This window comes from Dialister histaminiformans, assembly GCF_900103425.1.
Classification (GTDB): Bacteria; Bacillota; Negativicutes; order Veillonellales; family Dialisteraceae; genus Allisonella; species Allisonella histaminiformans.
The window spans coordinates 1-21,416 of the sequence record NZ_FMXA01000011.1; the positions used below are offsets into that span (position 1 = coordinate 1).

19 protein-coding genes, 1 tRNA gene, 1 other RNA gene and 1 pseudogene are annotated in these 21,416 nt (G+C 46.5%); 20 read left to right on the forward strand and 2 right to left on the reverse strand.

The features are described from left to right. The 17 genes and pseudogenes from BLQ79_RS04830 to smpB form a co-directional block, all read left to right on the forward strand. Nucleotides 1-260, forward strand: a pseudogene (locus tag BLQ79_RS04830) (IS256 family transposase); the annotation flags it as partial. A gap of 456 nt (nt 261-716) precedes the next feature. Next, nucleotides 717-1,859 (forward strand): hypothetical protein, encoded by a 1,143-nt coding sequence (locus BLQ79_RS04835; protein ID WP_091364448.1) that lies wholly within the window; start codon nt 717-719, stop codon nt 1,857-1,859. A 33-nt stretch (nt 1,860-1,892) separates the two neighbouring features. Continuing rightward, a complete protein-coding gene (locus BLQ79_RS04840) occupies nt 1,893-2,684 on the forward strand; it encodes an undecaprenyl-diphosphate phosphatase (protein WP_091364450.1) in 792 nt (263 codons plus the stop codon). Nucleotides 2,685-2,762: 78 nt separating this feature from the next. Beyond that, a complete protein-coding gene (locus tag BLQ79_RS04845) occupies nt 2,763-3,536 on the forward strand; it encodes an ATP-grasp domain-containing protein (RefSeq protein ID WP_091364451.1) in 774 nt (257 codons plus the stop codon). A 151-nt stretch (nt 3,537-3,687) separates the two neighbouring features. Next, a complete protein-coding gene (gene dnaG, locus BLQ79_RS04850; RefSeq protein ID WP_091364453.1) occupies nt 3,688-5,484 on the forward strand; it encodes a DNA primase in 1,797 nt (598 codons plus the stop codon). Between the two features lie 67 nt (nt 5,485-5,551). Next, entirely contained in the window at nt 5,552-6,727 is a 1,176-nt protein-coding gene (rpoD, locus tag BLQ79_RS04855; RefSeq protein WP_091364454.1) for an RNA polymerase sigma factor RpoD, read from the forward strand. A gap of 69 nt (nt 6,728-6,796) precedes the next feature. Beyond that, a tRNA-Ile gene (locus tag BLQ79_RS04860) sits at nt 6,797-6,871 on the forward strand. A 63-nt stretch (nt 6,872-6,934) separates the two neighbouring features. Next, nucleotides 6,935-7,639: a tRNA (adenine(22)-N(1))-methyltransferase gene (locus BLQ79_RS04865; RefSeq protein ID WP_159427844.1), complete on the forward strand. Its 705-nt coding sequence runs from the start codon at nt 6,935-6,937 to the stop codon at nt 7,637-7,639. Further along, nucleotides 7,615-8,643: a Nif3-like dinuclear metal center hexameric protein gene (locus BLQ79_RS04870; protein ID WP_091364457.1), complete on the forward strand. Its 1,029-nt coding sequence runs from the start codon at nt 7,615-7,617 to the stop codon at nt 8,641-8,643. Before BLQ79_RS04865 ends, BLQ79_RS04870 begins: the two co-directional genes overlap by 25 nt. 57 nt (nt 8,644-8,700) lie before the next feature. Further along, an RNA gene (gene rnpB / locus BLQ79_RS04875) (RNase P RNA component class A) lies at nt 8,701-9,044 on the forward strand. A 577-nt stretch (nt 9,045-9,621) separates the two neighbouring features. After that, nucleotides 9,622-11,067, forward strand: coding sequence for a cysteine--tRNA ligase (gene cysS / locus BLQ79_RS04880; protein ID WP_091364459.1), 1,446 nt, complete (start codon nt 9,622-9,624; stop codon nt 11,065-11,067). Further along, complete coding sequence (locus tag BLQ79_RS04885) at nt 11,057-11,530, forward strand: Mini-ribonuclease 3 (RefSeq protein ID WP_234944929.1); 474 nt, start codon at nt 11,057-11,059, stop codon at nt 11,528-11,530. Before cysS ends, BLQ79_RS04885 begins: the two co-directional genes overlap by 11 nt. Then, on the forward strand, nt 11,517-12,341 hold the full coding sequence (gene rlmB / locus BLQ79_RS04890; RefSeq protein WP_091364460.1) for a 23S rRNA (guanosine(2251)-2'-O)-methyltransferase RlmB: 825 nt from the start codon (nt 11,517-11,519) through the stop codon (nt 12,339-12,341). Before BLQ79_RS04885 ends, rlmB begins: the two co-directional genes overlap by 14 nt. Nucleotides 12,342-12,346: 5 nt before the next feature. Further along, nucleotides 12,347-12,856 carry an NYN domain-containing protein gene (locus BLQ79_RS04895; protein WP_091364462.1) on the forward strand — a complete coding sequence of 170 codons (510 nt, stop codon included), beginning with the start codon at nt 12,347-12,349 and terminating at the stop codon, nt 12,854-12,856. 124 nt (nt 12,857-12,980) lie between these two features. After that, nucleotides 12,981-13,217, forward strand: coding sequence for a preprotein translocase subunit SecG (gene secG / locus BLQ79_RS04900; protein ID WP_234944930.1), 237 nt, complete (start codon nt 12,981-12,983; stop codon nt 13,215-13,217). A 63-nt stretch (nt 13,218-13,280) separates the two neighbouring features. After that, on the forward strand, nt 13,281-15,350 hold the full coding sequence (gene rnr / locus BLQ79_RS04905) for a ribonuclease R (RefSeq protein ID WP_091364464.1): 2,070 nt from the start codon (nt 13,281-13,283) through the stop codon (nt 15,348-15,350). Beyond that, on the forward strand, nt 15,350-15,820 hold the full coding sequence (gene smpB / locus BLQ79_RS04910) for an SsrA-binding protein SmpB (protein WP_091364466.1): 471 nt from the start codon (nt 15,350-15,352) through the stop codon (nt 15,818-15,820). Before rnr ends, smpB begins: the two co-directional genes overlap by 1 nt. A gap of 103 nt (nt 15,821-15,923) precedes the next feature. Here smpB and BLQ79_RS04915 read toward each other — a convergent pair whose 3' ends face one another. Continuing rightward, nucleotides 15,924-16,295 carry a GerMN domain-containing protein gene (locus BLQ79_RS04915; protein ID WP_159427845.1) on the reverse strand — a complete coding sequence of 124 codons (372 nt, stop codon included), beginning with the start codon at nt 16,293-16,295 and terminating at the stop codon, nt 15,924-15,926. Between the two features lie 119 nt (nt 16,296-16,414). Next, nucleotides 16,415-17,551, reverse strand: coding sequence for an N-acetylmuramoyl-L-alanine amidase family protein (locus BLQ79_RS04920; RefSeq protein WP_091364470.1), 1,137 nt, complete (start codon nt 17,549-17,551; stop codon nt 16,415-16,417). 251 nt (nt 17,552-17,802) lie between these two features. Between BLQ79_RS04920 and BLQ79_RS04925 the strand changes: the two genes are divergently transcribed. The 3 genes from BLQ79_RS04925 (at nt 17,803) to BLQ79_RS04935 (ending at nt 20,609) form a co-directional block, all read left to right on the forward strand. Further along, nucleotides 17,803-18,594, forward strand: coding sequence for an electron transfer flavoprotein subunit beta/FixA family protein (locus BLQ79_RS04925; RefSeq protein ID WP_091364473.1), 792 nt, complete (start codon nt 17,803-17,805; stop codon nt 18,592-18,594). Between the two features lie 12 nt (nt 18,595-18,606). Next, complete coding sequence (locus BLQ79_RS04930) at nt 18,607-19,617, forward strand: electron transfer flavoprotein subunit alpha/FixB family protein (RefSeq protein ID WP_091364476.1); 1,011 nt, start codon at nt 18,607-18,609, stop codon at nt 19,615-19,617. A gap of 176 nt (nt 19,618-19,793) precedes the next feature. Continuing rightward, on the forward strand, nt 19,794-20,609 hold the full coding sequence (locus BLQ79_RS04935) for an aldo/keto reductase (protein WP_091364478.1): 816 nt from the start codon (nt 19,794-19,796) through the stop codon (nt 20,607-20,609). Nucleotides 20,610-21,416: the final 807 nt, after the last annotated feature.

Here is a 21,416-nt window from a genome sequence, read left to right on the forward strand (position 1 = left end):
CAATGCTTCGACAGCACAGAGGATTATCCGTTGAAAAAAGAATAAAAGCGGTTTTCTGGTGGTGCTACATGCACTCACCGAAACCGCTTTCACCCGCAGAAATACTAAAGGTTATGCCGACCAATAAAAGTATTTCCGATATATATAATACCATGAATGAACGAAGTAGATTAGAGGATTCAATCCCCACATGGGGAGACGCTATTGTCTGGGGAGAGCTTCATAAAACTGACCTTGATATTAGCTTTTACTGGGACTAAAAACCAACACGTTTTGTCCTATAACCCTGAATTTTTACCGGGAATATCAGCGGTTTCAGGTTATTTTAACAGGGATTAGTTATCGAGTCTGGAAGCGGAGATATCCTTTATGATTTACAGAAGAATACCGGAAATCCCGGAGAGACTGGCTTGTTATCCGTCAGAGGAGAGAGCGGCTGTACGGTCCTGAAAAGGAGGGATGTACACAAGGGCGTCGTGTGATGCGGCTCTTTTTTGGGAAAATCCGGCAAAAATATTTGCATAGTCCTGTGTTTTCTGGCATAGTATGTTTCTCGCATTGAACAGAATATGCGGTATGGTCTACGCCGGCCGCTGCTTTTCCGATGGTTATACAGTTAGGACAGATATGATATACTTATTCATAGGCGTCTTTAGTGCTATGGAATTGGTTTCTGTATTTCAGCAATCAATAGTGAGGTTATAAAAGGTGATAATATGACAGTGCGTTTTACTAGAAGTCTGGGAGCATGGCTGACAGTCATGTTACTGGGGACGTCGTTCTGTCCTCTGGGAATCAGCGCTTCTCCGGCCGTATCTGCGGAAGAGGCGGCAGCGGGGGATAAGACAGCGACAAATCTGGTGGATACTGCAGAAGCGACACTGAATTCAGATAAGGAAATGAACGAAGCCAGAGAGACGGATGCTCCGCTGATGCCTGTTAACAGCAAGCCGTTGATGGCGGATGAACTTTCTTTTGATGGGGTCCGCCTGGGAGATACAGAAGGAAATCTGATTTCTGCCTTCGGGGTTCCGGAGAAGATAACCAGAGGCTCCATCAGCACCACCTATGAGTGGAATGGGGTAAAGGCTCAGGTAATCAAACCGCTGCCGGAAACCTATCGGAACTCTGTCATGTCTCTGCAGAAGACGGGAAATCCCGGAATGTCTCTGCTCACTGTTTCCAGCGGGAAGGGGACTACCGGCCGTGGAATTTCCATAGGCATGCGCAGGGAGAATGTTCTCCGCACCTATGGCCGGCCGCTGCAGGTATTCTGGAATGACAAGGACCGGGATTTCTACTTTGTTTATGAAGTCGGTCAGCAGGAACTCTGGTTCCAGATAAAGAATAACAAAGTTGCCGGCATTATCCTTTCAGAAAAAGAAAAGGACGACAATCTGCCGGTTAAGGGAGCCCTGGTTGAACCGGCCTTTTCTGAGGCTATTCAGACAAAGGATGTCCATATCGCCGGATTCTCCCTGGGAGAGACGTTTGTTCCCCATGCCTGGGATACCTGGGAAAAGAAGTGGACTGGCAAGGGCCAGACCCAGTGGTATTATCCTGGATATGCAGTAAGGGAAAGTGACAAGAGTCACATTATTGAAGGCCTGTTTGTGGTTGGACCGGATATGCTTACCGGAAGAGGACTTACAGTGGGGGATTCCACCAGCACCGCTGAACTCCTTTACGGAGCGCCGGACAAGATTGAGGTCAATTACAGCGGCGGAACTGTGCGCAGCGTATACATATATTTTCTGAAGTTCAGAAAGAATATGCTGCTCATTTACCTGGAAGATGGCAAGGTGTCCAGTATTTCAGCGATTTCTTATAATAAGGACAATCCGGGGACAGCCGGCTGATACTAACACAGAATATAAGGATGGATTATAAGCATGTATAACTATTTTTGCGCGTTAATTATTGGTATTGTAGAAGGTCTTACAGAATATATTCCGGTTTCCAGTACAGGACATCTGATTATTGTAGGGCATATGCTGAATTTTACCGGCACACTGGCCGATGTATTTGATGTCTTTATCCAGCTGGGGGCCATTCTGGCCGTACTGGCAGTATATAAGGAAAAGTTTATTTATATGCTCGACAGAAGGAACTGGTTTAAGACCCATGGCGCATCCCCTCTGAATCTGGCTATTGCCATGTTCCCGGCCTGCCTGGTTGGGTTCCTGGCGCATGATATTATCAAGGGCTATCTGTTTGGGCCGGCTACCGTTATTATCGGATTGATTATCGGCGGCCTGTTCATGATTTTTGCGGAAAAGAAGAGAAAATACTTTAAGGTAAGAAATGTGGATCAGATTAATTCCAAACAGGCATTTCAGATTGGTCTGTTCCAGTGTCTTTCTCTCTGGCCAGGCTTTTCCCGAAGCGGCAGTACGATTTCCGGTTCCCTTCTTCTGGGAATCTCCCGTAAGGCAGGGGCGGATTTTTCCTTCATTATGGCTGTGCCGCTTATGTTTATTGCCTGCCTGTATGATTTGCTCAAAGTAGCGAAATATCTGAGCTTCTCGGATTTTGGTGTCCTGGCGGTCGGGTTTATCGTATCCTTTGTAGTAGCCTACGCTTCGATTCTCTGGTTCCTGAAGTTCCTGAACAAATATACACTCACTGGTTTTGCTGTGTATCGTTTCTTTGTAGCTCTGTTTGCCTGGTTCTATTTCTTCTGAGCTTGAAGAGACTATTAAAAAATCATATAATTATATATGTAGCTATAGAACGTAATTTCTGTCGTATGAGGTGAACCGATGAAGGTATATCTGAGGATTGCGCACGATGGTGAGTTTTACAACCAGAATTGCAGCGATGCTTTTGCCGGCTGTAATAAACTGGGGCTTGATGTTGTAAGATATAAAGCGATTTATTCTATCAACGATAATCAGCCTGAAGATCTGGTCGTAGGAAGTTATTCGGATACCTGCTTCGCGCTGGATCGCATGGGAATTCATCCGGAACCATTGGATTACCCGGATGAACTGATGCCTTTTACCGGTCGTAAAATATGGAAATCTACATTATTTACTGTTTCCAGAGATATGACGGCATCCACGGATGGATCTTGCTGTCACATCTTTATCAAGCCGCGCCAGGACGTTAAACGTTTCCACGGTACGGTGATTAACTGTTGCGAGGACTTTATCAAGCTGGGCGGCGGTGTAGATGATATTGATGTATGGTGCAGTGAATATGTGCATTTTATATCGGAATGGCGTCTCTGGGTGCTTAATGGGGAGATAGTAGGTCTTAATCCCTATGGTGGAGCCTGGGATGTATTTCCTGATGTAGAGGTCCTCCGTAAGGCCGTTAGGGCATATACATCAGCTCCCAGTGCCTATGCGTTGGACTTTGGTGTAACGGATGACGGGCGCACGCTTCTGGTAGAAGTGAGCGATGGTTATGGACTTATGAGTTATGGTCTGAATGCACGGCTGTATGTGCAGATCCTTCTGACACGATGGAAGGAAATGACCGCTTCGGCCGTTCAGGAGGCATCTGATAAAAGTACAGAGATAGAAGGCTGAGAAGGAAGAACTGACAGGAACTGTCAGTTTTTTGTTCTCAATTGCAAAAGCAGAAACATATCCCGCTCCGGTTGGAGATGGGGATGTGTCCGCATGGAAACATGCATATTATGTTATCGTTAGGTTAGTATAACTGGCTGGGAGGGTGCACATGGCAAGATTTCCTGGCGATTTCCTTCAGAAAGTCAGAGATAATACCAATATTCTTGATGTGGTGGGGTCTTATGTATCGTTAAAGAAGAAAGGAAAACGATACTGGGCGTGCTGCCCGTTTCACCAGGAAAAGACTCCATCTTTTTCTGTCTCTCCGGAAGATGGATTATATTATTGCTTCGGCTGTCATGCCGGCGGTGATATTTTTTCCTTTGTGGAAAAGATGGAAAACCTCAGCTTTACGGAAGCGGTAGAACGTCTTGCGGAAGCGGCGCATCTGGAGCTGCCCCAGGCAGAGGTATCACCGGAAGAGAAACGGCGTAAACAGTTCAATGATGAACTATACCATGCTATGGAACTGGCTGTAGTATATTTCCATAATTGTCTCCGCAGAACCAATATGGGGAAACCGGGTCTGGCCTATTTTAAGCGCAGGCATCTGACCGATGAAACCATAGACAGGTTCAAGCTTGGATTTGCTCCGGATTCGTGGCATAAGCTTTACGGAGATTTCCGGACTATAAAACATATATCCGATACCGTTCTGGTTACATCCGGTCTGGTAGGACATAAGAACGGAAGATATTATGACACGTTCCGGAACCGGTGCATGTTCCCTATTCTCAACCTTAAAGGCAAACCGGTAGCCTTTGGCGGCCGGGTTATGGATGACAGCAAACCGAAGTATCTGAATTCTCCGGAAACGCCTATATTCAATAAAAGGCAGCTTCTGTTCGCGCTTTATCAGGCGCTCCCGGAAATACGGAGAACACGTCAGGTTATTATGGTGGAAGGCTATATGGACGCCATTTCCCTTCATGCCCATGGCGTAACGAATGCGGTGGCTTCTCTGGGGACGGCATTTACCATTGAACAGGCCCGTCTGCTGAAACGGTATGCGGATGAAGTGGTGTTCAGTTATGATATGGATGCTGCAGGGCAGAATGCGACACGGCGTGCGCTGGAAATCGCGGGTACCACCGGATTGAAAATGCGTGTACTGCATCTCAGTGAAGGGAAAGATCCGGACGAATTCGTCAACAAATATGGCGGAGAGGCTTATAAGGAAGCGGTAGCGCAGGCGATTCCTGCACTGGATTATCTGTTCAACTCGCTTCTGGAAACACATGACAGGACCTCGCTGGAAGGGCAGCATCTCATTCTGAATGATATGTTTACCGTACTTTCGGCCAGAGGAGATTCCTTTGAATTCAACACCTATATTCAGAAAATGGCAAGGGCGCTTAAGGTGGATGAAGGTCTGGTACGAAACGAAGCCCGGCTGTTTGCCAGAAAGAATAATCCGAGAGTATATATCTCTCAACGGGTACAGAACATCACGGAATCTGTGGAGGAAGATAAGGAAAAGGAAAAGATTGAAGCCCTGGAAAAAGCCATTATCCGTTATTGCTTTATCACCGGCAGGCGTCCTGATGGCTGGGAGTATCTGAGCACACATACTTTTTCCAATGCGTTCTGTGGGCGTATGTATGGCATTCTAGCCACACTGTATGCGGCAGGACAGCCATGGACAAAGGAAAACGCACAGGGCCTGATGGAACATGAAGATATGGAATATCTGGCGCCGCTTCTTGTAAAGGAAGGACGGATAGCTATTTCCCCATGGGAGGAATATATCCGACCTCTGGTTATTCTGACACTCCAGAAGGAATACCGGGTACATACGGAAAAGGCGGCAGAAATGCTCAGGCAGGGAAAGAAGCAGGAAGCAGCAGAAGAACAGCTGCTGTGTCTCAAAATCAACAGACAGATAAGAAATTTAAGAAAAGGCTGACATAGATAAGACAGCGGCAGAAACATACAGGCTGACTTTCAGGTTGGATATCCAAGGAGAGGTAGACATGGGAAGTAATTCGGCAGATGTAAAGAAATGGATTAAAGAACTGTTACTGGCGGAAACCGGTGAACATACGATTGCCAATCATGAAATCATGAATCTGGCAGAAGAATATCAGCTCGATGCTAAACAGATTTCAGAAATATATGAGGCACTGCACGAGATGGACATAGGCATTACCTTCGATGAAGACGCAGTGAGCGAAGATGGTTCCACACTTATTCCAAAACAACTGGAAGAGGAAGTGGAAAATTCCGATGAAGAATCGGATGAACCGGAAGTATCCAGAATTATCCGCAAGATTCCCCATATCAGCCCGGATATGGTCGGCATTGATGATCCGGTAAAAATGTATCTGAAAGAAATCGGGGCGGTAAGTCTTCTTACGGCGGATGAAGAAGTCACTCTGGCCAAGGCTATTGAAGCCGGAGACAGAGAAGAGGCAACGCCGGAAGAAAAAGCTAAAGGGGAAGCGGCGAGAAAGGCATTGTCAGACGCCAACCTTCGTCTCGTAGTTTCTATTGCCAAGAAGTATCTGGGGAGAGGACTCCAGTTCCTGGATCTGATTCAGGAAGGAAATCTGGGGCTTCTGAAAGCAGTAGAAAAGTTTGATTATAAGAAAGGGTACAAGTTCAGTACGTACGCGACCTGGTGGATCCGTCAGGCCATTACCCGGGCTATTGCCGATCAGGCAAGAACCATACGTGTGCCGGTCCATATGGTGGAAACCATCAATAAGCTGAACCGTATTTCCCGCCAGTTGCTGCAGGAAAAGGGAAGGGAAGCCACCAATGAAGAACTGGCTAAGGCGATGGGAATTACCCCGGAAAAAGTACGGGATATCAAAAAAATAGCGCAGGATCCGATTTCACTGGAAACACCGATTGGTGAAAAGGAAGATTCCCATCTGGGAGATTTCATTGAGGATCATGAAGCCGTTGCCCCCGATGAAGCGGCCGGCTCCATTCTGCTCAGGGAACAGATTGATGAACTGCTGAACACTCTGACCGACAGGGAACGGCAGGTTCTTGAACTTCGCTTTGGGCTGCACGATGGAAAGACCAGAACTCTGGAAGAAGTGGGGAAACACTTTGATGTAACCAGAGAGCGAATCCGCCAGATTGAAGGGAAAGCGCTTAACAAACTTAAAAAATCGGCCCGTTTCCTTGTGAATGGCTGATGGATATAACCGCAAGGATAAATTCTTGACGGGAAGTCATTTTATTGGTATCATATTAAGTATCGCTAGGGGCCTATAGCTCAGCGGTAGAGCCGCCGGCTCATAACCGGCTGGTCCCAGGTTCGAACCCTGGTGGGCCCACCAATAAAATGCAAGCCGAGGCAGATGCTTCGGCTTTTTTCATGTCTTAAGACAAAAGAGGAATATATGGAATTAACACCGAGACTGGCAGCGGTTGCCGCACTGGTTCCTGCATGTCATTGTATGGCGGACATAGGAACCGATCATGCCTATGTGCCTATGGACCTGGTAAGAAAACACAGGGTTGAACACGCCGTTGCCTCCGATATTCACAAAGGACCGCTGGATATTGCCCGGAGGCATATTGGGGAAAACAGACTTTCCCGGTGGATTGAAACCCGGCTGGGAGGAGGGCTGGAAACTCTGCAGCCCGGGGAATGTGAAGGCGTAGTCATCGCCGGCATGGGCGGACTTATGATCTGCGACATCCTGGCCAACAGCCCGGAAACCGCCGGCGCACTGTCATGGGCTGTCCTGCAGCCTATGAACCATTCGGCGGACCTTCGCATCTGGCTGGCGGAACACGGATGGAAGATAACACAGGAAAAACTGGCCAGAGAAGACTGGCATATTTATGATATCCTGTATGTAGAACATGGGGATATGCTGGTTCCCTCTCCGCTGGACGCGGAACTGGGCGTTACCCCGATGAGACGGGAGGACAGTTTATTTCCTGAGCTCGTAAAAAAGATGATTAAGCAGAGAAATGCGGTATTGCAGGGCATACCGGAAGATACCGAAAACATTTATCATAAGGAAAAACGGGAAAAGGCAGCGACCGAATTGAAAATACTGGAGGACATCATATGCAGATTAAAGCCGGAGAAATAATGAAGCTGATGAATCAGTGGGCACCGCCCGGGCTGGCTGAGAGCTGGGATAATCCGGGACTTCAGACCGGAAGAAGGGATAAGGATGTGCGCAGGATTCTGGTGGCACTGGATGTTACGGAAAAGAATATAGACTGGGCCAGCCGTCATCATGTGGATATGATTATTTCCCATCATCCGCTTCTGTTCAAGTCGCTGAAGAAGATTGACGCCGATACGGAAAAGGGAAGGATGCTCTGCAAGCTTATATCCTCAGATATAGTATCCTTTGCAGCTCATACCAATCTGGACAGCACAGAAGAAGGGGTCAATGATGCTCTGGCAGAGAGGCTGCAGCTGAAAAACTGCACAGGATTTATACCGGTTAAAACGGACGCAGTGTATCAGCTGGTCATTCACTGTGCCCGGACGGCTGGCAGGCAGCTCGCCGAAGTCTTCTCCTTTGCAAACATCAGCATTCTTCGAGATGCGGATGATTCTATGATCCATATGGAGCTGAAGGTGAAAGAGGAACAGCGGAGGGAAGTATCTGACCTGATTGAAAAGTGGTCAGGACTCATTTACTCCACAGAATGGCACAGACTCTGCTTTGAAGGGAAACAGCATGCTATGGGGCGTGTCGGCTGGCTTCCTTATGAAATGCCAGCCGAAGCGGCTCTGGCCTATGTAAAGGAGAAACTGGACATTCCTGTGCTCAGATTCTGTGGTCAGGTGGATAAAACCGTGTCCAGAGTAGCGGTGCTTGGAGGTTCCGGGGCGGAATTTGCTAACGCTGCGGTAGCTGCCGGCGCGGATATGTATATTACCGGGGATGTAAAGTATCATCAGGGACAGGATGCCGCCGGTATGGGACTTCTTCTCGTTGATGGAGGGCACTTCTATACAGAACGGGTCATTGTTCCCTATCTGGCCCGGAAACTACGCCATGAGGCAGAAAAACGTGGCTGGGATGTGGAAATCATGGAGGACCACAAAGCCCGGGATATTTTCGATTATATTGTCTGAGAAAGAAATCAGATAAACTGTTTGAAAAAAAGCCCGGGAAATGATATACTGGCTTGGCGAGCAGAAAAGATGATCGCGGGCCGCAAGGCGTGAGGAAAGTCCGAGCTTCGCAGGGCAGGATGCCGGATAACGTCCGGCGAGGGTGACCTCAGGGAAAGTGCCATAGAAAAGGAGACCGCCACGTAAGTGGTAAGGGTGGAAAGGTGCGGTAAGAGCGCACCAGCAGTCAGGAGACTGGCTGGCTTGGTAAACCCCATCCGAAGTAAGACCGAATAGGGAAGGGATGAAGTTGCCCGCCGACCTTCCGGGTAGAGTCGCTTGAGCAAACGGGCAACCGTTTGTCTAGATAGATGATCATCGCGTGGAAACGAACAGAACTCGGCTTATTGAACGCTCGCCTCGAAGATTGAAGGGATTGTTGTGAAACTGTGAACGGTTTCACAGCATCCCTTTTTTTTGTGGTTGACACCTGGAATGAGAAAATTTTATAATAATAAAGCGAGCATGATCAGGTCTGTGGTTGCAAGTCGAGGCCAGTCGCAGGCAAAACGATCCACATAAGGTATCAAAAATGGATACTGAGCATGGTGCGGTTTAGAAGTAAGACCTGCCGGTAAAAAACCGAGAGGGCTAATAGTGAGAGGAAAATCACCGGGTAGCGAACGCTCCAGCAGGCGAGTGTGGGGGCAAAAACCAGGTCAGCTGAATATGCTTGTATATTTTATTATCTGAATGCGTTGATCAGAAGAAGTAATCGTAATGGATTTCTTAAAGAGAATGCAGATCCCAGGCTGTAAGTCTGCAGAAGAAACCCTTAGGATGAATGCATCTGTGAGCTGAAAAGGGGAAATGAGTATCCTTTTCCGTATTGTTGCGATAAAACAGACATGTACAGCCTTCAGGCTGACAGAGTGGAACAACGGACCACCGCCTCTGTGAGACGGTGGTTTTATTATTAAAAAAGCAAAGGTGGAAAAAATGGAAGAAATCAAAGTGTATAATACGCTGACTAAGGACAAAACCGTATTCAAGCCGGTTACTCCCGGTGAAGTCAAGATCTATGTATGCGGGGTTACCCCATATAACCATCCGCATATTGGGAATGCAAGACCGGCAGTGACATGGGATGTTATCCGCCGTTATCTTACTTATGTAGGATATAAAGTAACTCTGGTACAGAATTTTACCGATGTGGACGATAAGATTATCAACAAGGCCAATGCGGAAGGCAGCGACTGGAAGACCATTTCTGATCGATATATTGATGCTTATTTCAAGGTCATTGATGCGCTGCATGTCAGAAGAGCTGATGTATATCCGCGCGTATCCGACCACATGGACGACATTATCCATATGGTCGAAAAGCTGATTGAAAATGGACATGCATACCAGCTGGATCATGATGTGTACTATGATATCTCTACTTTTAAACCGTACTGCAAACTGTCTGGCCGTAAGGTGGAAGATATGCTGGCTGGTGCACGTGTTACCGTCAATACTGACAAGAAGAATCCAGGGGATTTTGCACTCTGGAAAGGGGCAAAGCCAGGTGAACCGGCATGGGATAGCCCATGGGGTAAAGGCCGCCCGGGCTGGCACATTGAATGCTCTGCCATGTCTATCCATTATCTGGGAGAAACCTTTGACTTCCATGGCGGCGGCAGCGATCTGATTTTCCCGCATCATGAAAATGAAATTGCACAGTCCGAAGGATGCACAGGACATCCGTTTGTTCATTACTGGCTGCATAATGGATTTATCACTATCAACCAGGAAAAGATGAGCAAGTCTCTGAACAATTTCTTCCTTGTAAAAGATGTCCTGGAAAAGTATTCCCCGGATGCACTGCGTTTCTTCCTGCTCTCTACCCACTACAGAAGCCCGCTGGACTTCTCTGATGAACGTCTCGACGAAGCAGAACGCAATATGGAACGTCTGACCGATGTAATTGCCAAGACCAAGGAACTGGCTAAGACCGAAGGCAATGAGGAAACTGCCGAATCCAGAGCATTGTCTGAAGCAGCAGATAAGGCACTGGCTGGATTTAAGGCCGCTATGGACGACGATTTCAATACCGGACTGGCATCTGGATTCATGTTTGATCTGGCTAAGGCCATCAATGTATATTACACTGCAGTTCACAATGGCACTGCACATAACCAGGCAGCGGCACAGCATGCTAAGGATGTGCTGAAAACCATCATGGATATTCTTGGTATTCTGGAAAAACAGTGGAAAGATACCGAATCTGCTTCCAGCGAAGAATATGAAGCACTGATGAACGTTATCCTTTCCATCCGTCAGGAAGCCAGAAAAGAAAAAATGTACAAGATAGCTGATGCTATCCGGGATAAGCTGGGCGAAATCGGTATCGTTATCGAAGATTCTCCAACAGGTGCAAGGTGGAAGAAACGTGGAATTTAAAAGAGTTTTATTTCTGAAAAAAGAAATGATTAAGAAACTGAACAGGGAAAATATGCCGCTCACTGAGCAGGAAGTATATTCCATGGATGCGCTGACACTGGCCTATATAGGTGATGCCAGCTGGAGCCTCTTCGTACGGAAGAAGCTCATCGACACGGGCATCCATCATGTGCAGATTCTTAACTCACTGGCTTCAGAAATGGTTTCAGCGAAATGGCAGTGCCAGATACTCTATACTCTCCGTGATCAGCTGACTGAACGGGAGCTCAAAGTATGCAAACGTGCCAGAAATGCGCATGTGCATGTGCCCAAAAGTGCTACTGTGGAAGAATACAGGGAAGCTACAGCTTTTGAAGGGCTTTTGGGATATCTGCGTTTGTCCGGCCAGGAAGAGCGACTGCATACCATTATGCTGAAGTCACTTAAGTTCTTAGCTGAGGAATTTAACAGTGAAAGCAAATAAGAAAGAAAGCAGGGCCGGCCGTGGGGTACATCGCCGGGATCCGGCTGGAAATAAGGGTAAGCCGGCGCGTACACACGCCCGCAGAGAGAACCAGGTACTGTATGCGGCGGGGCGAAACAGCGTTCTGGAAGCACTTCGTGCCGGGTTGGTTAAAAAAGTGGTTATCAAACACGGCGGGGATAAACGTCTTCAGCAATTGAAGGAAGAAGCGCAGAAGCGGCAGATCCCGGTTGTGGAGAAAGACGAAGAATATATTGACAGCCTGGCTCCAGATGTGGTTAATCAGGGGGTGGCTGCACAGCTTAAACCCTATACGTATGCGGATCTGGATTCGGTGTTGGATGCTGCGCAGGATAAGCAGCCAATTCTGGTACTTCTTGATGGCGTAGAAGATGTACGGAATCTGGGAGCCATTGTGCGGACGGCAGAATGTGCAGGCGTTACCGCCGTTCTTCTTCCAGAACATCGCAGTTCGCCGGTGACCCCGGCGGCGCTCAAGACGGCAGCAGGGGCTTTTGCCACCATGCCGGTCTGCCAGATTGGAAATATCCGTCAGACGCTGGAAAAGCTCAAGGAGAAGGGGTTCTGGGTAGTTGGCGCAGATATGGATGGAGACAATCTGTATTATGAAGCCAACCTGAAAGGACCACTGGTTATTGTCATGGGGGCAGAAGGCAAAGGGGTTAGCCGCCTGACTAAGGAAACTTGTGATTTTATGGTCCGTATTCCCATGAAGGGGAAAATTTCTTCGCTGAATGTTTCCGTGGCTGCGGCACTGCTTATTTATGAGGCCGTAAGACAGCGGGGCTGAGATGTATGAGAGATTTATATCTGATTGATGGGTATAACGTTATTTTCTGGGTTCCTGGTGAATACTCCACATCTGATCTGGAATCAAGTCGGAAAAAACTGATGGATAGACTCCAGGATTATGGGGCGCACAGGGATGTAGAGATTATCGTTGTCTTTGACGGACAGGGCGAATCAAAGAAAGTACGGATTGATACCGTAACTCCTCTTTTTCATATCGTGTTTACTCCCCGTCATATGACGGCAGATAGTTATATCGAAAAGGAATCCTACAAACGGAGAGATGAATTTCGACATGTCTATGTGGTAACATCCGATGGATCGGAACAAAACGTGGCATTAGGAAATGGGGCTTTCCGCATACCGGTAAATGAGCTGATAAAACAGCTGGACAATGACAAGAAAGAGCAGCATATAGTCATTAGAAATAACAATAATTCCAATCTGAGAAGTGAACTGGGACGAACCCTTCCTAAGGATGTGGTGGATAAACTGAACCGGCTTCGCCAGGGATAAACCGGGAATAAAGCCTGGCAGGCCATTGACCGGTGGGAATCGTTGGTATATACTTTTAGTGATAATACTGCTTACGAAAATATAAGGTCATAAGATGATTTCTTATGATTCTGGAGGGAAGACTGTGAAAATTTTACTGATGTCATTGATTTTGATTCTTTCTGTGATTATTATCTGTGCAGTGGTGGCACAGGAAGAAAAGACCCCGGGAATGGGGGCGGCCATTGGCGGTGGTGCAAGCGCCAATATAAGCGGGAGAACCCGTGGAAAGGATGTTGTTCTTTCAAAAATTACCATGGTTTGTGGAGGCCTGTTCGCAGTTCTCTGCCTTGCGCTGGGATTTTATATGAACACATTTTAAGGATGAAGGAAGGCTTGCTTAGGCAAGCCTTTTTATATAGGTGAGTAAAGAAAAGGGGATATTATGGAAGAACAGAAAAAGCTGACGTACAGACCTGGAACTATCGTGGAAGGGGTATACAGAGCGTACAGCGAATATTTTGGATTTGTGCTTACAGATGAAGAGCATGAAGATATCTACGTTTCATCTAAAGATGCCGGGAGTGCGGTCAACGGAGATACCGTAGAAGTAGAAACCATGATCAGCAAGACCGGAAGACACAGCACAGAAGGCCGCATAATCAATGTACTGGAACGCGCAAATAAGACCGTGGTTGGGACTTATGAGATGACAAAAGATGGTGGTGATGTACTTCCACTGGATGAAAAAATCAATATGCTGGTTGAAATTCCTATGGGAGAAGAGATGGGAGCTGTCACTGGAGCGCGTGTAGTGGTAGAAGTGACCAAGTGGCCGGGACGCTGGACCAATGCAGAAGGCAGGGTAACGGAAATTCTCGGATACAAGGGAGACAAGGGGCTTGATATTGACATTATTGTGGCAGAACATAAGATTCCTCATGTGTTCAGTCAGAAAGTAATGAATGAAGCACAGCACCTTTCCCGTGATATTCATCCTGAACCGGAAATTATGGATTTTCGAAATCAGCACCTGGTAACTATCGATGGCGCTGATTCCAAGGACCTGGATGATGCAGTGTACTGTGAAAAGAGACCAAATGGACATTACATGCTGGGAGTCCATATTGCGGATGTAAGCCGATACGTAAAACCTGGCAGCCCACTGGATGAAGAAGCATACCGCCGTGGCAACAGTGTATATCTGGCTGACCGCGTTATTCCGATGCTCCCTTTTGAGCTGTCTAACGATCTTTGCAGCCTCAATCATGACGAGGATAGATATGCCATGTCCTGTATCATGGATGTAGGCCCCGATGGAAAGGTAACTACAGAAAAGATTACTCCATCCATTATCCGGGTAAAGAGACGTTGCAATTATGAAGAAATAAACAAAGCCTTTGATGAAGGTATTGCTCCCGATGATCTGAAAGCCCTTCTTCCTATGCTGAAAGATCTGGATGACTGTGCTCGCCTGCTCAGGCAGGAACGCCATAATCGAGGCGCGCTGGAATTTGATTTCCCGGAATACAAAGTGATTCTTGATGAAGACGGTAAGCCAATCCGCATTGTGAAGAGAAACCGCGGGGAAGCAGAGCGCATGATTGAAGATGCCATGATTGCTGCGAATGAAGCGGTAGCCAGATTCCTTACCCGGGATGGGTTTACTTCCATTTACCGTGTTCATGATCATCCAAATGCAGAAAAACTGGAAGCCTTAAAACATCTGGCGGCCATTATTGGCTATCCGCTGCACCTGCCGGAAGAAGTACAGCCGCGGGATTTACAGCAGCTTCTGGAAAAGGTTAAGGGCAGTGAAGTAGAACAGGTTATTGAAGTCATGACCCTCCGCTCGCTGGCAACGGCATGCTACAGCACGGATAACGTAGGTCATTTTGGTATTGCATCTACCTGTTATACCCATTTCACTTCGCCAATTCGCCGGTACTCCGATCTGCTGGTTCATCGCCTGATTCGTCAGCAGTTGGGAAGAAAACTGACCAAGCAGGCAGAAGAAAAGCAGGCGGCATTCCTGATGAAGGCATCGGAACATATTTCTCTGACAGAACAGAATGCGGTGGATGCCGAACGGGAAACTACCAGCCTGAAGATGACTGAATATATGGAACCGTTTGTAGGGGAGCCGTTTGATGCGCATGTTACCGGGGTTACCAAGTTCGGACTCTTTGTGGGGCTTGATAATGGGGTAGAAGGATTGATTCATGTTTCTACCATGGAAGATGATGAATATCTCTACAATGAAGAAACCATGACTCTCACTGGCCGCTTCAACGGGAAGCAGTATTCTCTGGGAATGCCTGTCCGCGTCACTCTGGTAAGAGCGGACAAAGACAAACAGGAAGTGGACTTTATCATGGGTGAAATCCATTCTCCGCTGAATCTTGAAAAGAGAAGACCGGGTCATGGTGGACGTCGGAATGGCAATCGTGGACATGGAAACGGCCGTAGCCATAACAAAGGAGCCAAAGGGAAAGGCAGGAGGAACCGGAAATAATGAAAAAGAAGGGAAAGATGCCTCCTGTTTCTACCAACCGTAAGGCCTTTCATGATTATTTCATTCATGATACCTATGAAGCCGGAATGGTACTGACAGGAACAGAAGTAAAGTCCATACGTCAGGGGAGGGTTAACCTCCGGGATAGTTTCGTGCGGCTCAGCGGTGGAGAAGTGTGGCTCTGGAATGCCCACATCAGCCCATATGAACAGGGAAACCGCTTTAATCAGGATCCGCTCAGAACCCGTAAGCTGCTACTGCATAAGCATGAAATTCTGAAAATTTCCAATGCGGTAAATACTAAAGGATATACACTGATTCCACTTAAGCTCTATTTCAAACATGGACACATTAAGTGTGAAATTGCCCTGGCATCCGGGAAGAAACTCTATGATAAGCGCAGAGATATTGCAGATAGAGAAACCAAGAGAAAACTGGACAGACAGATGAAAGAACAGCGCTTTGACTAAGTGTTGCAGATAAACAAAAAGATTCGTGAAACCGATGGCTTCACGAATCTTTTTGTTTGCTGTTTTATTTTAACTGGCAGAGTCAATGTTACGTTTTTCCTTGCTATTTTGGCAGTCCAGGAAATCTGTTCATCTTTGGCTGTCCGTTAATCTGAATTACCACAGAGCGGATATCTGCAAACTCGGTAAGAGTTTGCGTGGTCATATGGATAAATAGCTCCTGCACAGAGGGACTGGTATCCAGCTGACTGAGTTCAGATGAGAAATCAGCGAATGCAGTGCCATGCTCTACCACTACATAGTTAACAGATAATCCATCAGGAAGAAGAGGGCTGTCCAGACGTTTATCGGCCCTGACCATTTCCCGCAGGGCTTCTACAGGTGTATTATCCCTGGCCGCCGTTTTCATCTCGTAACGGCGGAGATGCTGTCCATCGTCACTGGGGAGATAATAAATAAGTGTAGAATCCATCATGGCAGGTACCTGACGAGGCCGGGGAGATTGAATTTCCTGATGTGAACATCCGCTGATAAAAGCGCAGGTTATGCTGCAAAGAAGCAGGCCAAGTATACAGCAGGTGAGGTTATATTTCATTATACGGCCTGGAAATAACTTACAATGCCGTTAAATACACTTCTGGCGATAACCTTTGGACCCCAGCTGGAAGTGAGCATCTGCAGACGATGTGTATTGGAAATATATCCCAGTTCTACCAGCACAGATGGCATGTTGGTATGCAGGTTTACATAAAAATGATTAGAAACGATACCTCTGTCAGGCATTGACAGATCATTCATATTGGCCTGATGAATCATGCGTGCCAGCAGCATATCATTATTTGTCTTTGGATAATAATAGGCGGTAGTGCCATCAACAGAACCGTTTTTGAAAGAATCGATGTGTATGCACACAAAAATATCAGAGTGGGCATTGTTGGCAATGTCACAGCGTGCCTGCAATTCGGAAACAGAGTCTGAATAAGGCTTATTAACATTTACGTCACTGTTTCGGGTAAGAATGACCTTGGCACCTGCCTGATGAAGCATTTCAGCCAGAGGCTTTACAATGGACAGGGTAATATTCTTTTCATAATATTCCTTGCCGTTCAGATGACCGATGGCACCTACATCTGTACCACCGTGGCCGGCGTCCAGAGTAATGATCTTACCCTTCAGAGCCTTTTTAGCCGCATTGGAAATAGTAAAGTCAACCGGAGTCTGTGAAATAGTGGGATCTGAGGAATACACCGTGCCGGTATTGCTGCTGTTGCTTCCTGCCGCAGTGCCCGCACTGGCAGATGGAATATCGATGACTAGTCGGTCTGGCTTATCAATGGATGGATCGGCTTTTAATCCGAAGATTTTAATATCATTATTCCCAATCTTATGAGAATTGGTCAATGTGGCAGACAGGATGACATCTTTTCCCTTTTCCCGGAAAGTAACGGAGGGAACAATGGAACGATTGATTGTGTAGGAACTGTTTATCCCGTCAGAAAGCTTTGTGTTTTTCAGAACCAGAGCCAGTTTAGTGCCATTATCATCAATAGCGGCTTCTGCATTTACGTTGCTGGATAAATCCATGGCCAGACGAACAAAAGGAACGGACGCGTCATTCCTGGTTTTGTAGCGGAAAGCATCTACCGTTGCCCCTTTTGCAGACGCATTCTGGAATGGAAGAGCAATCAACAATGTAAACAGTATAAGAATAAATGTTAAAACCTTTTTCATAATTACCTCTGTTTATTTTTCAACGCAATATCTAATCTTATAAATCTGTACTCTTCATTATAGCACGTAAATCAGAAAGTACTATAACCGGATTACTTACTTTTTAAGATAGGATGGGATTTTTCCAAACGTTGAATCCGGCTTGTATAAATGTCCCTACTATTTATATAATATTGTTAAGCGTAAAGCGGGAGAAAGATATCGTTGAAAGAATACATTTGTTGTATTGACCGCAGAGTCAGGAGGACAATATGAGATTTCTTGTGTGTATAAAACAGGTTGTAGATGCATCTAAGATGGAAGTGGACCCTGCTACTGGCCGGCTGAAACGCAATAATGCCAACAGTATTATGAACCCACTGGATTTACATGCCCTGGAAGCAGCTTTTGAATTAAGAGATCAGGTGGGAGGTACAGTTTCTGTTATTACCATGGGACCACCTCAGGCAGAAGCGGTTCTTCGTCAGGCAGCTTCTATGGGGGCCGATGAACTGTATCTGGTTACCGATAGAGCTTTTGGCGGGGCAGATACTCTGGCGACCAGCTATACCCTGGTACATGCTATTCAGACGCTGAAACCGTTTGATGTCATCTTATGCGGACAGGAATCCATCGATAGCAATACCGCACAGGTAGGTCCGGAAATGGCAGGCATGCTCGGCATTCCAAATGTTAGCCATGCCATTGGAAATTTATCTATTAACGGAAACGTTATTACCGTAAAACGGCAGATGAATGATGGGGCGGAAGTAGTGGAAATGAAGACCCCATGCCTGATTACCACAGGAAAAGAACTGAATAAACCAAGATATCCAAGCATTAAAGGATTACTCGCTAAGGATACTGCAGAAATTCATCGTATCACCTCGGCAGATATAGAAGCCGATCCGGCAAGACTGGGCATTAAAGGTTCACCGACGCAGGTAAGAAAAGTGCGTCCGGTTAAGCCGATGAAGAAAGAAAACCTGAAAATCAGTGGAAAAACAGCAGAAGAATCCGCGGCCATCCTTGCAGAAGCTCTGCACAAGATTCAGGTCATTTAATGGGAGGATATTATGAATTTTTCTGAATATAAAAATGTATATGTAGTATCGGAAGTACCACAGGGGATCCTTCGGGATGAAGCATTGGAAATGACAGGTGCTGCCCGCCGTCTGGCAGATAAGCTGGGAGAAAAAGCATGTACCGTACTGATTGGCAGCGGTATTCAGGATTCTCAGGTACAGCGTCTTATTGCATGCGGAGCAGATGAAGTATACCTTATCGATTCTCCAAAACTGGCCGTATATGATGGTCTTTCCTATGCGAAGGAACTGGCAGGACTTCTGAAAGAGAAGAAGGCCAATGCGGTTATTTTTTCCGCGGGTTCCTGTGGAAGGGATTTGGCACCCCGTGTGGCATCTCTCCTGGTGTGCGGCGTAACTGCTGATGTAACAGAATTGTCTGCTGACAGCGAAACTCATCTCATTACCTGGTCCCGCCCGGCCATGGGAGGAAATATTATGGCTGACATTATCAGCCCGGAATACAGACCGCAGATGGGGACCGTGCGTCCGGGAACTTTTGATATCCCGGAAGAGGATTCCTCCCGTAAGGGGGAAGTTATCTCTGTGCCGGTTCACCTTACGGCAGAAGATATAGGGCTTATCCTCCGTCAGACAATTCCAGCGGTGAAAGAAGATAACCCGGTAGAAGAAGCACGGATTATTGTAGCTGGTGGCAGAGGCATTCGAAATCAGAAAGAATGGGAACAGGTAAGGAAACTGGCATTCCTGCTGGGGGCAGCGGTAGGTGCTACCCGCCCAATCGCAGATCTGGGCTGGGAAACACCGGCGCACCAGATTGGTCAGACCGGTAAAATGGTGAATCCGGATGTATATATTGCTCTCGGAATTTCCGGATCCATGCAGCATATGTGCGGAGTAAAAACTAAAGTTCTCATTGCCGTTAATAACAATGCAGCGGCTCCGATTATGGAACAAGCTGATTATGCGGTAGAAGCTGATTTAAGAACCTTCCTTCCGGCTTTCATCGAACAGGTAAAGAAGATTAAGAAGTCCAGATAAGAAACTTTTTTGATATGAAACAGAAAAATATCTAACAAAGAATCCCGGAGTATGTGGCTCTGGGATTCTTTGTTTGAGGGAAAGACATACGACGTATGATGTGTTGTTTTTCACAGGAAACAAATCTTGCGATGGCAGATACATCAGGTGAAATGTAAAGGAGAAGTGGAAGCCCTATGACGGATAACCAATATATGACATTGAACAACGGAGTGAACATGCCCATGGTTGGATTTGGTACCTGGACACTCAAAGGGCAGCAGGGAAAAAAGATTATTTTGGATGCCCTGGCAGCAGGATATCGTCTGATAGATACCGCCCATATGTATGGCAACGAAGATATAGTCGGGGAGGCAGTAGCGGAAAGCAGGATTCCCCGGGATGAAATTTTCATTACTACAAAACTCTGCGGAACCAGAGCTGGTTATAAACTGGCACGGCAGGGAATTGAAGAATCTCTGGAGAGGCTTCAGACAGACTATATAGACCTGCTCCTTATTCATGAACCCTATGCCGAAGCAGGGGATATGTACCGGGCATTGACTGAAGCGTATCGCAGCGGGCAGATAAGAGCTATAGGGATTTCCAATTTTAATGCTCGGGAATACCTGACATTCATTGAAACTTGCGGCATTATACCAATGGTCAATCAGGTAGAGTGTCACGTATATTATCGGCGGAAAGAACTGCAGCAGACACTGGAGGCACATGGTACAAAAATGCAGGCATGGAGTCCCTTTACCGAAGGGCAGAAACCGATATTCAGGGAACCTGTTCTGCAGGAAGTGGGAAAAAAATACGGAAAAACAGCCGCACAGATTGCCCTGCAGTACCTGGTACAGCAGGGAATCAGTGTAATCCCCAAATCATCCCATAGAGATCGGATGATTGAAAACCTGGATATTTTTGATACCACATTAACACCTGATGATATAGACAGGATTTACCAGCTGGAGACAGGAAAAACACTCTTCGGCTGGTACGATGACTAAGGGAAGATTTAAGAATTGAGTGTGCTGGAGGAAGGCCTGATAACCCTGAATAATCAGACACGCAAACCAGAAGGGGTTTCTTCAGACATCAGACTGTGTACCTTGCGGTTTCCTTTCAGACAAAAGATGAGCCACGCTTATTTTTGCATAGCCGTCTGAAGAAATAACGATAATATGGTGCACTTCTTCTGCTTTGCTAAAAGATAAGAATGCAAAAGTCCTGCCAAAGGAAAGCATGCAAAACGTTTCCCTCTCTGGAAGACCATATCCTAATATAGTGCAAAATGTCCAATCTCTAGCTTTAAAGCAGACCGGCCTGCCATATATTAAGATATCAAGGATTTGCAGGCATTCGAGACAATCCGTTGTCTCGAATCCATTCGCTTTAGCGGATGGTGGAAAGTAGAATGCTGTATGTTGGGAAATAGGAAAGCGTGTTGTTGTACGTTTGACTCTTATTCATCTTTAAAGCAGATCATAAGGCCGCAAGAATGGTTATGCCATTCTTGGCTCAGGATGGTGCAATCCTTGCAGATTACAGGAGTGAAGCGGAATGTTCTATTCTTGCAAAGGGCAAGAATGTAAAAGCTGATTAACGAAAGCATGAGAAACGATGCTCCTTTCTTGAAAGAAAGGGGGAATGACGACAATAGCTTGTCGTCATTGGCTGTAAATCCATAGAATTATGAAATCTTTGATTTCAATAATATTGACAGCCCGGTCTTTGCTGACGGATGGTGGATAGTTGATTCCACTTTGTTTGAATAAAGGAAAGTAGAAGGATATCACATATTTCCCTCTCTGGAG